Here is a 14630-nt window from a genome sequence, read left to right as displayed (position 1 = left end):
CCCAGTCAGCGGGTTTGTCTTTCCGGCCCTGCGGCCGTTCCGACGAGTCAGACTTTAGCGGAACCAGTCCCCCGACGCTAATCGGGGTTCGCGTCCATCGTTCGAACGCGGATTCCTCATTTCGCAAAAGCGCACGCAAATGAGAGCGACCGGATGTCGCACGTTTGCAGTGGTCTTGCGGAATGACCGTCCGGGGATCGACCGGGGTCGATGCTCACGTCGGACAGCTCGGAGAACATTACGGTCGCGCTCGGGACGTGTCAACCTCGGGTCTTCGGGGTACTGCCCGCGTACTCTGACACCCATGACCACGCATGCGTGCACCTTCAGCTGGCGGGCCGTCTGACGGCGGCCTGCTGACACGTGTGTGACCAACGGCCGCCGCTCTGGCGGCCGTTCGCGTTTCTCCCCCAGTGGAGGTCCGGGAGCCCGGCCCCTCGGCGGCGGCTCCGACCAGGAGTGGGACAAGAGAAATGACGCGGATCTTCAGCGGGATCAAGCCGACGGGCCATCTGACGTTGGGCAACTACCTCGGAGCCGTACGCAGGTGGGCCGAGGCGGATCAGTACCGGGCCGACGCTCTGTTCAGCATCGTGGATCTGCACGCGCTGACCGTGGAACACGATCCGGCTCGTGTGCGCAGACTCAGCCGGCAGGCGGCGACGTTGCTGCTGGCGGCGGGGCTGGACCCGGCCCGGTGCACCGTCTTCGTGCAGAGCCATGTGGATGAGCACACCCGGCTCTCCTATCTATTGGAGTGCACAGCCACGGACGGCGAGCTGCGGCGCATGATCCAGTACAAGGAGAAGTCCGTGCTGGCCAAGGCCGCCGGGCAGAGTGTGCGGGCGTCGCTGCTGACCTATCCGGCGCTGATGGCGGCGGACATCCTCGCGTACCGGACAGACGAGGTGCCGGTCGGGGACGACCAGACGCAGCACGTCGAGCTGACGCGGGACCTGGCCGAGCGTTTCAACCTTCGCTACGGGCCGACGTTCACCGTGCCGAGGGCCACGAATCCGCCGGTGGCCGCGCGGGTCATGGATCTGCAGCACCCGAGCTCGAAGATGGGGAAGTCGCACGAGTCGGGGGCCGGGATCGTCTATCTGCTGGACGAGACGGACGTGGTGCGCAAGAAGGTGATGCGGGCCGTCACCGACAGCGGGCGCGAGGTCGAGTACGACCCGGTCGCCCGGCCGGGGGTGGCGAATCTGCTGGAGATCCTCGCGGCGTGCGGCGGCGGGAACCCGATCGAGCTGGCCGGTGTATATGACTCGTACGGCTCACTCAAGCAAGACACCGCCGAGGCCGTCGTCGAGCTGTTGCGGCCGATTCGGGCGCGGCATGCGGAGCTCGCGGCGGATCTCGGTCAGGTGGACCAGGTTCTGAAGGAGGGTGCGGAGCGGGCCAGGGGGATGGCCCGGCCGGTGGTGGACGCGGCCTATGAGGCGGTCGGGCTGTTGCCCGCCGGCTGACGGAAGGCGGCGCGGTAGTCGCGCGGGCTGGTGCCGAGGTGGCCGGCGAAGTGCTGGCGCATGGTCACCTCGCTGCCGAAGCCCGTGCGGCCCGCGACCTCGGACATCGGGAGGTCGGTGCGTTCGAGGAGCTTCTGGGCCGCCGCGAGGCGCTGCGCGATGAGCCAGCGGAGGGGGGTGGTGCCGGTGGTGGCCTGGAAGTGGCGGGCGAAGGAACGGGGGGACATTCCGGCGTGGGCGGCGAGGTCGGTGATGGTGAGCGGCCGGTCGAGGTGGTGCAGGGCGTATTCGCGTACGGAGGCGAGAGCGTCCTCGTCGCGGTCGGCGCGGGGGGTGGGCCGCTCGATGAACTGGGCCTGGGTGCCGGTGCGGTAGGGCGCCGTGACCATCGAGCGGGCGATGGTCGCCGCCGTCTCGGCTCCATGGGTCGTGCGGACGAGATGGAGGCAGAGGTCGATGCCTGCTGCCGTGCCGGCCGAGGTCCAGATGTTGTCGTCGTGGAGGAAGAGGGCGTCGGGGACGACGGTGACCCGGGGGTGGTGTTCGCGGAGGAGGTGGGTGAGGTTCCAGTGGGTGACGGCGCGGTGGCCGTCGAGGAGGCCGGCCTGGGCGAGGGTGAACGCTCCGCCGCAGAGTGCGGCGATCGTGGTGCCCCGGGTGTGCGCGCGGCGGAGGGCGTCGAGTACCGGTGCGGGGGCCGGGGTGAGGTGGTCGTCCAGGCCGGGGACGACGATCAGGTCGGCGCGGGTGAGCCAGGCGAGGGTGCGGTCGGGGGTGAGGGTGAGTCCGCCGCGCAGGGGAATGGGCGCGGGGTCGGCGGCCGGGCGGCGGAGGTCGAAGGGGGGTACGCCTCGGTCGGTGCGGTCGACGCCCCAGACCTCGGTGATGACCGAGATGTCGAAGGCCCGGATGCCGGGGAAGGCGAGGAGGGCGATGCGTTGGGGAGTGGGGGCGGGCGTGTCGGCCATGAGTGGCAGTAAACCATCGACCGCTGACTTCTGTACCTCTGGAGGCGGCCGGTGCCGGGCGGCAGCATGGTGCCCATGGAGATAGCGGAGAACGCGGCGCTGGTGGTCATCGATGTGCAGCAGGGATTCGAGGAGGTGGAGTACTGGGGTGTGCGGAACAACCCGGAGGCGGACGAGAACATCGCCGCGCTGATCGACGCCTGGCAGGCGAGTGGACGGCCGGTCGTGTTCACGCGGCACGACTCGACGACGTCGGATTCGCCGCTGCGGCCGGGACGCGAGGGGAACGGATTCAAGGAGTACGTCGAGCGGCGGCGGGGGAAGGGCGCGGCCGAGTCGGAACTGCTGGTGGTGAAGAACGTGAACTCCGCCTTCTACGGCACGCCGGATCTGGGTGCGTGGCTGAAGGCCGCGGGGATCGGGCAGCTGGTGATGGCGGGGATCCAGACCAACATGTGTGTGGAGACGACGTCGCGCATGGCCGGGAATCTCGGGTACGAGGTGCTCTTCGCGTTCGACGCGACGTACACCTTCGGCCAGGAGGGGCCCTGGGGGTGGGAGTTGACCGCGCAGGAGTTGGCGCGGGCGACGGCGGTGTCGCTGCACGGGGGTGGCTTCGCGAAGGTGGTGACGACGGAAGAGGTGGTGAAGGCGGCGTCCGTCTGACCGCGCGCCGGGGCGGTCAGCCGTTGCCGGAGGCCAGTTCGCGGCTGCGGTCGCGGGCCGCTTCGATGGCGGCGATGAGGGCGGCCCGTACGCCGTGGTTCTCCAGCTCGCGGATGGCGCTGATGGTGGTGCCCGCCGGGGAGGTCACGGCCTCGCGGAGCTTCACCGGGTGTTCGCCGCTGTCGCGCAGCATGACCGCGGCGCCGATGGCGGCCTGGACGATGAGGTCGTGGGCCTGGGCGCGGGGCAGGCCGAGGAGGATGCCGGCGTCGGTCATCGCCTCGACCAGGAAGTAGAAGTACGCCGGGCCCGAGCCGGAGAGGGCGGTCGCCGCGTCCTGCTGGGACTCGGGGACGCGGGCGGTCTTGCCGACGCCGCCGAAGATCTCCTCGGTGTGGTTGAGGTCGGTGGGGGTGGCGTGGCTGCCGCCCGAGATGACGGACATGCCTTCATCGACGAGGACGGGGGTGTTGGGCATGACGCGTACGACGGGGATACCGGTGGTGAGGCGTTCCTCGATGAAGGCCGTGGGGATACCCGCGGCGGCGCTGATGACCAGGCGGTCCGCGGGGACATGGGGGGCGAGTTCGTCGAGGAGCTTGCCCATGTCCTGCGGCTTCACGGCGAGGATGAGCGTGTCGGCGCGCTTGGCGGCTTCGGCGTTGGTGACGGGCTCGACGCCGTAGCGGTCCCTGAGCTGTGCCGCTCGCTCGGCGCGGCGGGTGGTGACCAGGAGGTCGGCGGGGCGCCAGCCGGCACGGATCATGCCGCTGAGGAGAGCTTCGCCGATCTTGCCGGTACCGAGGACTGCGATGGTCTTGGTCATGCGGGGTCACCTCGCCGGTGGGGTGGGTCGCGCCGTCGTACGGAGCATCCGGGCCATCCTCGCACCGGCGGCGGGGACGGGCCCGGCATGTCCGAGTGGCGGACCGGGGGTTACGCCGTGCGGCGGCGGAGGGTCGCCGCGCCCAGGCCGAGGACCAGGACCGCGCAGCCGGCGACGATCACCACGTCGCGTACGAAGTCGCCGGTGACATCGGAGTGGCGCAGGACCTCGTTCATGCCGTCGACGGCGTAGGACATGGGCAGGACGTTCGAGATCGCTTCGAGCACCGGTTGCATGTTGTCGCGTGCGGTGAACAGTCCGCAGAGCAGCAGTTGGGGGAAGATCACCGCCGGCATGAACTGGACCGCCTGGAATTCGGAGGAGGCGAAGGCCGAGACGAAGAGTCCGAGTGCCGTGCCGAGCAGGGCATCGAGGAGTGCGACCAGCAGGAGCAGCCAGGGCGAGCCGACGACGTCGAGGCCGAGACCCCAGAGGGCGAGTCCGGTGGCGAGCAGGGACTGGACGACCGCGAGTGCGCCGAAGGCGAGGGCGTAGCCCGCGATGAGGTCGGCCTTGCCGAGGGGCATGGCGAGGAGGCGTTCGAGGGTGCCGGAGGTGCGTTCGCGGAGGGTGGCGATGGAGGCGACCAGGAACATCGTGATCAGCGGGAAGATGCCGAGCAGGGAGGCGCCGATGGAGTCGAAGGTGCGGGCGTCGGCGTCGAAGACGTAGCGGAGGAGGAAGAGCATCACGCACGGCACGAGGATCATCAGCGCGATGGACCGGGGGTCGTGGCGGAGTTGGCGCAGGACGCGGGCCGCGGTGGCCAGGGTCCGGGCGCCTGAGAAGACGCGCGGGGTGGGAGCCGGGGTTGTCGGGGTGGTCATCGCGGGGTCTCCTGGAGGGCGTTGGCGTTGGCCTCGTCGACCAGGTGGAGGAAGGCTTCTTCGACGGTGTCGGAGCCGGTGCGGGTGCGCAGTGCGTCGGGGGTGTCGTCGGCCAGGATGTCGCCGTCGCGCATGAGGAGGAGGCGGTGGCAGCGTTCGGCCTCGTCCATGACGTGGGAGGAGACGAGGATCGTGGCCGCGCGGTCGGCGGCGATGCGGTGGAAGAGTTCCCACAGGTCGCGGCGGAGTACGGGGTCGAGGCCGACGGTCGGCTCGTCGAGTACGAGGAGTTCGGGCGTGCCGAGCAGGGCGACGGCGAGGGAGACGCGGTTGCGCTGGCCGCCGGAGAGTCGGCCCGCGAGGGCGTCGGCGTGGGACCCGAGGTCGACGTCGCTGATGGCGCGGTGGACGGTCTCGTCGCGGGCGTCGCGGTGGGAGCGGCCGGGGTTGAGGATCGCCGCGAAGTACTCCAGATTCTGGCGGACCGTCAAGTCGTCGTAGACGGACGGGGCTTGGGTGACGTAGCCGATGCGGGCGCGGAGCGAGGCGTCGCCGGCCGGGCGGCCGAGGACGTCCAGGGTGCCGGTGACCTTGGCCTGGGTGCCGACGACGGCGCGCATGAGGGTCGACTTGCCGCAGCCGGAGGGGCCGAGGAGGCCGGTGATCCGGCCGGGCGGTACGGCGAAGTCGAGGTCGCGCAGCACGGTGCGTTCGCCTCGTACGACGCGCAGACCGTGGGCGCGGATGGCAGCCCCTGGTTTATTCATCATGCGATGAATAATGCTCCCGTCCGCGCCGCACCGTCAAGGCCGGGGGAATCAGCCGAAGCCCGGGACGCGCGGGAGCAGGTTCGGCCGGCGGGACGCGAGCTTCAGGACGCCGACCGTGGAGCGGACGATGCCCTCCTTCACGTACGCCGCCGGGCGGCCGGTGAGAACGCGGTCGCGGGGCGAGTCGTCGGCCCGTACGAACTGGACCAGCCCGTCACGGCGGCCCAGGCTCAGGCACTGGAGGTTGTAGGAGAAGTTCAGCGGTTTCGGCTCCTCGCCCCGCAGTTCGGCGATGAGCGAGGTCGCGGCGTGCGAGCCGCCGGGCAGGGCGGCGGCGCAGCCCATACGCAGCGAACCGGCGGTGGTGCTGTGTCCGGCGGCCGAGTCGCCCACCCCGTACACCTCCGGGTGGGACACCGATCGCAGCACCGCGTCGACCTCGACGCGCCCTCGGCCGTCGAGGGCGATCCCGGCGGTGCGGGCCAGTTCGGTGTTGGGGACCATCGAGGCGGCCCAGACGACGACATCGGTGTCGATGTCGTCGGGGCCGGCGACCCGGCGGCCTTCCTCGACGCGCACGCCGCGGGCGGCGAGCACGGTACGGACATGCGCGCGGCCCTTCTCCGAGAGCCCCGGGCCGACGACACCCTCCGTAAGGAGGCCGACGCGCCAGGCCGGGTGGGTCTCGGCGAGTTCGGTGGCCAGCTCGATCCCGGTGAGGCCGCCGCCCACGACCGTCAGGGTGCCGGGGCCGTCCTGGAGGCGCTTGTGCAGTTCGGTGGCCGACTCGACCGTGTAGGCCCGGTCCCGGTCCCGGTCCCGGTCCCGGTCGCCTGGGCCGGTGGATCGGGTGCGGCTGCCCAGGGAGTGGACGAGCCGGTCGTACGGAAGGACGCGTCCGTCGTCCGTACGGACCTCGCGGCCCGCGGTGTCGATGGCCGTGGCGCGGGCGGCGACATGGGTGATGCCGGTCGGCCGGAGGAACGCGCCGAGGGCGTGGGTGACATCGGGCCTTCCGGCCGCGCGTTCGTGCAGCCGGACACGTTCGGTGAACCGGTCGGCGGGGTCGACGAGGGTGACATGGGCGTACGGGGCGACGCGCAGCGCGCACATCAGCCCCGCGTAGCCCGCGCCGACCACGACGATCCGCTGCTTCTCGGAGGGCGGGGGAGGGACGTCGGTGGGTGTCATACAAAGGGGACGACGTGGCCCGCCCGGTTGTGACGGTGAGCGCGGTCACAGACTCCCGAGGTCGAGATGGCGGAGCTTCTCCGGGTTGACCACGGCGTCGATCTCGGTGATCAGCCCACCCCGCACGCTGAAGGCGAAGACGATGCACCGCTCGCCGACGGGGTCGACCAGCACGAGCCCGGGGGAGCCGTTCACTTCGCGTACGAGGGCGTGCATGGTGTCCGGGTCGAAGGCGCGCATGAGCCGCCGCGAGAAGCGGACGACCTTCTCGTCGCCGATGACGGGCAGCCTGGCCGCGGTGACCTTGCCGCCGCCGTCCGAGCGCCACACCACCTCGGGGTCGAGGATCTCCAGCAACCCGTCGAAGTCCCCGCCCATCACGGCGGAGAGAAAGGCGTCGACGGCCCGCCGGTGCTCGCCCCGGTCGACGGAGCGGCTGGGTGCCTCGGCCCGTACCCGGCGGCGGGCGCGGGAGGCCAGTTGCCGTACGGAATCGGGCGTACGGCCCACCACGTCCGCGATCTCCTTGAACGGCACGGCGAAGACGTCGTGCAGGATGAACGCGGTGCGCTCGGCCGGGGTAAGCCGCTCCAGCACGGTGAGCATCGCGAGCCCGACGGACTCGTCCAGCGTGACCCGGTCCTCGGGCCCGCTCTCGGTGACCACCGGCTCGGGCAGCCACGGCCCGACGTACGACTCGCGGCGGGCGCGGGCGGAGCCGAGCTGGTCGTAACAGAGCCGGCTGATGACCGTCGTCAGATACGACCTGGGGTCGTTCGCCTCTCCGTCGGGCAGCCGTTGCCAGCGCAGCCAGGTCTCCTGGACCGCGTCCTCGGCGTCGGCGACGGATCCGGTGATGCGGTACGCGATGCCCCAGAGCCTCTTGCGCTCACGCTCGAACTCCGTCAGATCGGCCATGAATCGGTTCCCCTCTCCCCTGCCGGTGTCGGGACCGCCGTCAGCCTTCGGACGACGGGCCTCCGACAACAGACGACACGGAGGGGCGAAGTGTGACAGTCAGCTCGACCACGTACGCCTCCTCGACGGAGCCGGTCGGAAAGACCTTGAGCAGTTCGGCACGTTCCTCGGCGAGGTGGGCGGCCGTGGCGTCGTCGCCGAGCATCCGGAAGAGGGAGTGGCTGCCGAGGTTGGCGAGGTGGGTGTCGAGCGGGACGGTGCGCGTCCAGCGAGGTTCGCGACGCAGAGGGGCCAGATCGTCGGGCAGGCCCTCTCGGTGCCGACCGCCGGGGCTGTGGGCTGTGGCGCCGGCGACCAGATGCAGCCGTTCCTCCTGCGCGGCGACCCAGGGCACGTCGGGGTCGGCGACGTTCCACCACAGGGCGAGCGCGCCGCCGGGCCGCAGCACCCGCAGGGCCTCGGGGACGGAGCGTGCCGGGTCGGTCCAGTGCCACGACTGGGCGTACGTCACCAGGTCCACGGACGCGTCCGCGATCGGCAGGGCGTCGCCGAAGGCCCGGACCAGCGGGGTGTCGGGCAGGGTGCGGCGCAGTTGCGCGGCCATACCGGGGCCCGGCTCCACAGCGATGACCTCGGCGCCGCGCGCCCCCAGAAGACGGGTGGCGATGCCGGTCCCGGCGCCGACGTCGATGACACGGGAGCCTCGGAGGGGACGGCCCGACAGTTCCTCGACGGCGTCGAACAGCGCCGGCGGATAACCGGGCCTGGCGGAGTCGTACTGCCCGGCGACGACGTCGAAGGAGAGCGCGCGATCGGTCATGGGTCCCATCCTGTCGCGCGCCGGATCCCGGGGGCCGGACGGGTCCCGGCTCACTTGCGCTTGGGGCGCTTGGGGCGGCTCGCCTTGCGGGCGGCCGGGTTGCCCGTGCGGGTGGTGCGGCGGCGCTCGTAGCGCGCCGTGGCCGTCTCGTACTCCGTACGCCGCAGCCGCTCCCCCGGCGCCTCGGTGAGCGAGCGCAGGAAGTACGCGACCAGTGAGCCGATGAAGCCGATGCCCTTGAGGCTGCGCAGCTGCTCCTCGCGGGCGCGGTCGACGGGGCGCTTGGAGAAGCCCTCCCAGGTCTTGCGGAAGGCGATGGCGCTGCACACCGAGAACATCACGATGACGAGAATGCCGATGTACGGGCTGGCCTCCGCGATCGTCAGGCCCTGGTACGCGAAGCGCAGCAGCAGGCACGCGCCGACGGCCGCGGCCAGTGAGCCGACGGCGACGGCGGCGCGGCGCGCCGCGTAGCCGCCGTCGTGGGCGAGCCAGGTCGTGCCGAAGAAGCGGAGGGGCTCGGGCCGGGGGCCGCCGGGGCCACCGTCGGCGCCGACGGTGGTGGTCTCGGCGACTTCGCCGCTCTCGTACGGGCCGACGCTCTCGCTCCGGCCCTCGCTCTTGATCTCGTTCTGACTCTCGCTCTTGCTCTGGCTCACCGGGCGATTATCCCTGTCGGCGGGAGTCGAGGTCGAGGGTCGAGAACCGGGCCAGGTCGGCCCGGTTCTCGGCCGGGTCTCAGGCGCAGCGCGGAGCGACGTACCCGTCACTGCCTGTCTTGACGTACGCGTCCGAGATGAATTCGCCGTTGGCGATGTTGTCCCAGATCTTCGACGTGCCGTACGGCCCTGACACCGACTCGCCCGCCTTCTGGCAGTTGATCAGCACCGTGGCGTTGTACTGCAAGGTGCGTACCACGTTGTAGTTCGTCCCCGGACCCGAGCGCACATTGACGCGGTAGCCCGGCGCGACCGGATATCTGACGCCCGTCGCGGCCAGCGTTCCCGCCTCGGCGTCCGTGCCCGTCTCCGCGACCACTTCCGTGCCTTCCGCTTCTGCCACCGCTCCAACCTCTTCAACAGCCATCGCTGCTCTCCCCCTTGTCGATCTTGTTGAATGTTCACTCTGTGCGACGCGCAGGCTAGCAACACTCTTCAGCCACAGCCGCACCATCGACTAGGCTCCGTGAGTCGCGCTCGCAGAAGCGACACGGGGGACATACACATGGAATACGCCGGGAGTTACCGGCTTGAGGCCTGCCTCGGCTCCGGTGGCATGGGCGTGGTGCATCTCGCGCGCTCCGCGTCGGGGCTGCGCCTCGCCGTGAAGGTGGTGCATCAGCAGTACGCGGCGGACCCGGAGTTCCGGGCCCGCTTCCGTCAGGAGGTCGCCGCCGCGCGCCGCGTCAGCGGTGCGTTCACCGCGCCCGTCGTGGACGCGGACCCGGACGCCGAACGGCCCTGGATGGCCACCTCCTACATCCCGGGCCCGACCCTGGCCGAGCAGGTGAAGAGCAACGGGCCCATGTCGCCTGCCCAGTTGCGGCGGCTGACGGCGGGGCTCGCCGAGGCGCTGCGGGACATCCACCGGGCCGGGGTCGTCCACCGCGACCTCAAGCCGGGCAACGTACTCCTCACGGACAACGGCCCCAAGGTCATCGACTTCGGCATCTCGCGGCCGGTCGACAGCGATCTGCGGACCGAGACGGGGAAGTTGATCGGCTCGCCGCCGTACATGGCGCCCGAGCAGTTCCAGCGTCCGCGTGAAGTGGGGCCCGCGGCCGACGTGTTCGCGCTGGGTTCGCTGCTGGTGCACGCGGCGACGGGGCGTGGGCCGTTCGACTCGGACAGCCCGTACATCGTCGCCTACCAGGTGGTGCACGACGAGGCGGATCTGGTCGGGCTGCCCGCCGATCTGGTGCCGCTGGTCGGGCGGTGCCTCGCCAAGGAACCGGAGAAACGTCCCACGCCGGACGAGATCATGTCGGAGCTGCGCCCGCCGTCGTACGAGGCGGACGCGTTCATACCGGCTCAACGGCGTTCCTTGGAGCGGCCCTCGGATCCGCCGGAAGGGGAGCAGCGCACCCACATAGGGGCGTACTCACCGTCCGGGCGCACGCGGGAGCACACGTCTGCTTCGCGCCCCGCCTCTCAGCGGGACACGAAGGCGGGGGCGGCCCGGCCGAGGACCGCGGGCGACCGACGCCGGCGGGCCAGGTGGTCGGCGCTGGCCGTCGGCGTCGTGGTGCTCGTGTACGGCGGTCTCTGGGCCGCGCAGGGATTCGGCGATACGCGAGCGCCCTCGTCGGACCCCGGCTCCGGCTCGGCGGGGACCACCGGAGCGGCCTTCAAGCCGTGGGTGGCCCCGGACATCGGCGACACCACCGAGCGGGGCACCGCGCCGGCGTGCTCGTACACACCGGGCGCCTCGGGCGTCTCGGCGACACTGCTCTGCTCCACCAACGGCGTCGCCGCCGCCCGGCTCGACCCGGCCGACGGGCGCGTGATCTGGTCGGTCGGCTCGGACGCGGAGAACTCGTCCGCCCCCGTCGTCTCCGGCGGTCTCGTCCACGCCGAACTCACCACCGCGAAGACCGCGCGGCTACAGGCGTACGCGCGAGGCGACGGCACCCCGGTCTGGAGTACGGACATCTCCGGCGGCCAGGGCGGCGTCCACCACGCCGGTGACACCGTCCTGGTCGTGAAGTCCGACGGACGGGTGGAGGCGCTGAACGGTGCGACGGGCAAGAGGCGTTGGGAACGTCCGCTGCCCGGCCACACCAGCCCCGTCCTCGGTCCGTACAGTCCGCGGACCGGTCACATCTACGCCGCCGAGTCCTCTGACGACGGCCGCACCACGCTGGTCAGCGCGGTGGACCCGGAGACCGGCGAGCCGGCGTGGCAGCGGCGGCTCGACGGAATCCTGGAGCCGGTGGCCACCGAACGCGGCGCGCTGTTCCTCGCCTCGCTCGATCTGGACTCGATGACGGACGCGGTCGTGCGCTACGACCCCGCGAGCGGGGACGTACGGCGCACCCCGTTGCCCTACCTCGTGTCCGGGGCGCAGGTGGCCGTGCGCGACGACACCGCGTATCTGCTGGCGCCCGGCGGGGCCCTGCTGGCCGTCGACACCACCCGTACGGGCAAGGACGCTGAGCCCCGCTGGCAGTTGGAGACCGATGTCGCCCGCTCGTCCGACCCCGTCGTGACGGCCGGCGACCGGCTCTACTTCTCCGCCGCCGACGGACAGCTGATCACGGTCGACACGGCGGAGGGCACGCTGATCGGCCGTACGAAACCGCGTCTGCTGTCGGGCAGGCTCGCCGCCATGTCGATGCTGCCCGCCCCCGCGACCGCGCCCGGCCGGATCTACGCCGGGGCGCCCGACGGATCCGTCTTCGCCGTGGACAGCGAGAACCCCGACACCTGGTGACACGCACCGGATGCCGGGGTCGCGCCTACTCGGACCTTGTCAGCCCAGCAGGGAGACGTCCCTGACCGCGCCCTTGTCCGCGCTCGTCGCCATCGCCGCGTACGCGCGCAGCGCCACGGAGACCTTGCGCTCGCGCGAGACCGGCTCGTACACACCGTTCAGCGCGTCCCGCCGGACCGCCAACTCGTCGTCCCCGACGAGCAGTTCGATCGAGCGCCCCGGAATGTCGATCCGGATGCGGTCGCCGTCGCGCACCAGCGCGATCGTCCCGCCGGACGCCGCCTCCGGCGAGGCGTGGCCGATCGACAGGCCGGACGTACCGCCGGAGAAGCGGCCGTCGGTGACCAGGGCGCACGCCTTGCCGAGGCCGAGGCCCTTCAGATACGACGTGGGGTAGAGCATCTCCTGCATGCCGGGGCCGCCGCGCGGACCCTCGTAGCGGATGACGATCACGTCGCCCTCCGCGATCTCCTTACGGAGGATCTTCTCGACGGCGTCCTCCTGCGACTCGCAGACGACGGCCGGGCCCTCGAAGGTCCAGATCGACTCGTCCACGCCCGCGGTCTTCACCACACAGCCGTCGACGGCCAGGTTGCCCTTCAGCACGGCGAGCCCGCCGTCCTTCGAGTACGCGTGCTCCAACGAACGGATGCAGCCGCCCTCGGCGTCCAGGTCGAGCGTGTCCCACCGCTCGGACTGGGAGAACGCGGTCGCCGAGCGCTTGCAGCCGGGCGCCGCGTGCCACAGCTCCACGGCCTCCTCGGAGGGTGAACCGCCGCGCACGTCCCAGGTCTTGAGCCACTCGTCGAGCGAGTCGGAGTGCACCGAGTGCACGTCCTCGTCGAGGAGGCCGCCGCGGTACAGCTCGCCCAGGATCGCGGGGATGCCGCCGGCCCGGTGGATGTCCTCCATGTAGTACGTGCCGCCGGGCGCGACGTTCGGCGCGACCTTCGACAGACACGGGACGCGCCGCGAGACGGCGTCGATCTCGTCCAGGCCGTACTGGAGACCGGCCTCCTGCGCGGCGGCGAGGAGGTGCAGGATCGTGTTCGTGGAGCCGCCCATGGCGATGTCGAGCGCCATGGCGTTGTCGAAGGCCGCGCGGGTGGCGATGTTGCGCGGCAGGACGGTCTCGTCGCCACCTTCGTAGTAGCGCTTGGTGATGTCGACGACCGTGGTGCCCGCGTTCTCGTACAGCGCCCTGCGCGCGGTGTGCGTGGCGAGAACCGAGCCGTTGCCGGGCAGGGCGAGGCCGATGGCCTCCGCGAGGCAGTTCATCGAGTTGGCGGTGAACATGCCGGAACAGGAGCCGCAGGTCGGGCAGGCGTTCTCCTCGATACGGAGGATGTCCTCGTCCGAGACGGACTCGTCGACGGCGTCCGAGATCGCGTTGATCAGGTCCAGCTTGCGGACCGTGCCGTCGACCAGGGTGGCCTTGCCGGCCTCCATCGGGCCGCCGGAGACGAAGACCGTGGGGATGTTGAGGCGCATCGCGGCCATCAGCATGCCCGGCGTGATCTTGTCGCAGTTGGAGATGCAGATCAGGGCGTCCGCGCAGTGCGCCTCGACCATGTACTCGACGGAGTCGGCGATCAGATCGCGGGACGGCAGGCTGTAGAGCATGCCTCCGTGGCCCATCGCGATGCCGTCGTCGACGGCGATGGTGTTGAACTCTCGCGGGACGGCTCCGGCGGCCTTGATCGCCTCGGAGACGATCCGGCCGACGGGCGCGAGGTGGGTGTGTCCGGGGACGAACTCCGTGAAGGAGTTGGCCACGGCGACGATCGGCTTGCCGATGTCCTCGCTCGCTACGCCCGACGCCCGCATAAGGGCGCGTGCGCCCGCCATGTTGCGGCCGTGGGTGACAGTGCGGGACCTCAGCTCGGGCATCGTCGCTCGCTCCTTCGGCAGATCCTTCGGTGGGAATGACTTTCCCGAGCCTACGCCCACCGCTCCAAGATCTGGACGGTCTGTCCGGAATGCGGGACGCCTGTTCAGCTTCCGGTCAGACCCGCCCGGGATCCGCTCGTACCGCGCTCAGACTTCGGCAGGGCTCGGTCCGGCTTCGCTCAGGCCGCGCTCAGGCTTCGGTCAGATACCGCTGGAGCGTCGGGGAGACCATCCGCACGATCTCCTCGGTGTCCACGGAGGCCAGCGGCTCCGCCTTGATCACGTACCGCAGGAGCGCGATCCCGATCATGTGCGAGGCGGCCAGCTCGGCGCGGAGGGTGGGGTCCGGTACGTCCAGTTCCACCGCGATCCGCTCCAGCAGCCGCCGCAGCAGGAATTTGCGCAGCAGGGCCGCCGCGGCCTCGTTCGTCAGGGCGGAACGGACGATGGCGAGCAGCGGGGCCCGGGACACCGGGTTCTCCCACACGCTGATGAAGTAGCGCGCGAGCCGCTCGCCGATGCCGTCCTTGCCGCCGGTCAGCAGCGTGGGCACGACCAGCGCCGGCTCGAAGGAGACCTCGATGGCCGCGCCGAAGACCTCTTCCTTCGTACCGAAGTAGTGATGCACGAGGGCCGGGTCGACCCCGGCCACCTTCGCGATGCCTCGTACGGACGTCTTGTCGTAGCCGCGCTCGGCGAACTCCGTACGGGCCGCTTCCAGGATCCGCTCACGGGTGCCGGGGCCGGTGTCCGCGTCCGAGCGGGCGGGACGGCCGCGGCGGCGCGGGGG

At 71.1% G+C, this 14630-nt stretch carries 14 protein-coding genes; 3 read left to right on the top strand and 11 right to left on the bottom strand.

The window, feature by feature from the left end; translation table 11 throughout:
* The first annotated feature begins 473 nt into the window (after positions 1–473).
* On the top strand, positions 474–1472 hold the full coding sequence (trpS, locus tag P3L51_RS29905; RefSeq protein ID WP_354608449.1) for a tryptophan--tRNA ligase: 999 nt from the start codon (positions 474–476) through the stop codon (positions 1470–1472).
* Here trpS and P3L51_RS29900 read toward each other — a convergent pair.
* Positions 1439–2440 carry a GlxA family transcriptional regulator gene (locus tag P3L51_RS29900; protein ID WP_354608448.1) on the bottom strand — a complete coding sequence of 334 codons (1002 nt, stop codon included), beginning with the start codon at positions 2438–2440 and terminating at the stop codon, positions 1439–1441. The two genes, trpS and P3L51_RS29900, sit on opposite strands and share 34 nt — an antisense overlap.
* Positions 2441–2515: 75 nt before the next feature.
* On the opposite strand from P3L51_RS29900, the gene P3L51_RS29895 reads away from it, so the two are divergent.
* Positions 2516–3106, top strand: coding sequence for a cysteine hydrolase family protein (locus P3L51_RS29895; RefSeq protein WP_354608447.1), 591 nt, complete (start codon positions 2516–2518; stop codon positions 3104–3106).
* 16 nt (positions 3107–3122) lie between these two features.
* Here the strand turns inward: P3L51_RS29895 and proC are convergent, their stop codons facing one another.
* The 8 genes from proC to P3L51_RS29855 all read right to left on the bottom strand — a co-directional run bounded on the left by proC (position 3123) and on the right by P3L51_RS29855 (position 9604).
* The gene (gene proC / locus P3L51_RS29890) at positions 3123–3932 is read right to left on the bottom strand and encodes a pyrroline-5-carboxylate reductase (RefSeq protein ID WP_354608446.1); all 810 of its coding nucleotides are present in this window, start codon (positions 3930–3932) and stop codon (positions 3123–3125) included.
* Positions 3933–4042: 110 nt separating this feature from the next.
* Entirely contained in the window at positions 4043–4819 is a 777-nt protein-coding gene (locus P3L51_RS29885; protein WP_354608445.1) for an ABC transporter permease, read from the bottom strand.
* Entirely contained in the window at positions 4816–5589 is a 774-nt protein-coding gene (locus P3L51_RS29880; RefSeq protein ID WP_354608444.1) for an ABC transporter ATP-binding protein, read from the bottom strand. Before P3L51_RS29880 ends, P3L51_RS29885 begins: the two co-directional genes overlap by 4 nt.
* Positions 5590–5637: 48 nt before the next feature.
* Positions 5638–6780: an NAD(P)/FAD-dependent oxidoreductase gene (locus P3L51_RS29875; RefSeq protein ID WP_354608443.1), complete on the bottom strand. Its 1143-nt coding sequence runs from the start codon at positions 6778–6780 to the stop codon at positions 5638–5640.
* A gap of 45 nt (positions 6781–6825) precedes the next feature.
* Complete coding sequence (sigJ, locus tag P3L51_RS29870) at positions 6826–7698, bottom strand: RNA polymerase sigma factor SigJ (protein WP_354608442.1); 873 nt, start codon at positions 7696–7698, stop codon at positions 6826–6828.
* Between the two features lie 40 nt (positions 7699–7738).
* The gene (locus P3L51_RS29865; protein WP_435594557.1) at positions 7739–8527 is read right to left on the bottom strand and encodes a class I SAM-dependent methyltransferase; all 789 of its coding nucleotides are present in this window, start codon (positions 8525–8527) and stop codon (positions 7739–7741) included.
* A 41-nt stretch (positions 8528–8568) separates the two neighbouring features.
* Complete coding sequence (locus P3L51_RS29860; RefSeq protein ID WP_354608440.1) at positions 8569–9177, bottom strand: hypothetical protein; 609 nt, start codon at positions 9175–9177, stop codon at positions 8569–8571.
* Between the two features lie 79 nt (positions 9178–9256).
* Positions 9257–9604, bottom strand: coding sequence for a hypothetical protein (locus tag P3L51_RS29855; RefSeq protein WP_435594556.1), 348 nt, complete (start codon positions 9602–9604; stop codon positions 9257–9259).
* A 138-nt stretch (positions 9605–9742) separates the two neighbouring features.
* Here P3L51_RS29855 and P3L51_RS29850 point away from each other — a divergent pair, with 138 nt between their 5' ends.
* Entirely contained in the window at positions 9743–11950 is a 2208-nt protein-coding gene (locus P3L51_RS29850) for a protein kinase domain-containing protein (RefSeq protein WP_354608439.1), read from the top strand.
* 39 nt (positions 11951–11989) lie between these two features.
* Here the strand turns inward: P3L51_RS29850 and ilvD are convergent, their stop codons facing one another.
* Complete coding sequence (ilvD, locus tag P3L51_RS29845) at positions 11990–13840, bottom strand: dihydroxy-acid dehydratase (protein ID WP_354608438.1); 1851 nt, start codon at positions 13838–13840, stop codon at positions 11990–11992.
* Between the two features lie 190 nt (positions 13841–14030).
* Positions 14031–14630, bottom strand: a 600-nt coding sequence (locus tag P3L51_RS29840; protein WP_354608437.1) for a TetR/AcrR family transcriptional regulator, incomplete at its 5' end; no start/stop codon positions are given.

The sequence above is a fragment of the Streptomyces panacea genome, from assembly GCF_040560175.1.
In the GTDB taxonomy this organism is placed as follows: Bacteria; Actinomycetota; Actinomycetes; order Streptomycetales; family Streptomycetaceae; genus Streptomyces; species Streptomyces panacea.
This window is presented reverse-complemented; position numbering and strand designations above follow the sequence as displayed.

Coding starts and splice junctions, on each gene's coding strand:
- P3L51_RS29880 (WP_354608444.1), bottom strand. CDS start 5,589: ATGATGAATAAACCAGGGGCTGCCATCCGCGCCCACGGTCTGCGCGTC.
- P3L51_RS29865 (WP_435594557.1), bottom strand. CDS start 8,527: ATGGGACCCATGACCGATCGCGCGCTCTCCTTCGACGTCGTCGCCGGG.
- trpS (WP_354608449.1), top strand. CDS start 474: ATGACGCGGATCTTCAGCGGGATCAAGCCGACGGGCCATCTGACGTTG.
- proC (WP_354608446.1), bottom strand. CDS start 3,932: ATGACCAAGACCATCGCAGTCCTCGGTACCGGCAAGATCGGCGAAGCT.
- P3L51_RS29895 (WP_354608447.1), top strand. CDS start 2,516: ATGGAGATAGCGGAGAACGCGGCGCTGGTGGTCATCGATGTGCAGCAG.
- P3L51_RS29885 (WP_354608445.1), bottom strand. CDS start 4,819: ATGACCACCCCGACAACCCCGGCTCCCACCCCGCGCGTCTTCTCAGGC.
- P3L51_RS29900 (WP_354608448.1), bottom strand. CDS start 2,440: ATGGCCGACACGCCCGCCCCCACTCCCCAACGCATCGCCCTCCTCGCC.
- P3L51_RS29875 (WP_354608443.1), bottom strand. CDS start 6,780: ATGACACCCACCGACGTCCCTCCCCCGCCCTCCGAGAAGCAGCGGATC.
- P3L51_RS29855 (WP_435594556.1), bottom strand. CDS start 9,604: ATGGCTGTTGAAGAGGTTGGAGCGGTGGCAGAAGCGGAAGGCACGGAA.
- ilvD (WP_354608438.1), bottom strand. CDS start 13,840: ATGCCCGAGCTGAGGTCCCGCACTGTCACCCACGGCCGCAACATGGCG.
- P3L51_RS29850 (WP_354608439.1), top strand. CDS start 9,743: ATGGAATACGCCGGGAGTTACCGGCTTGAGGCCTGCCTCGGCTCCGGT.
- sigJ (WP_354608442.1), bottom strand. CDS start 7,698: ATGGCCGATCTGACGGAGTTCGAGCGTGAGCGCAAGAGGCTCTGGGGC.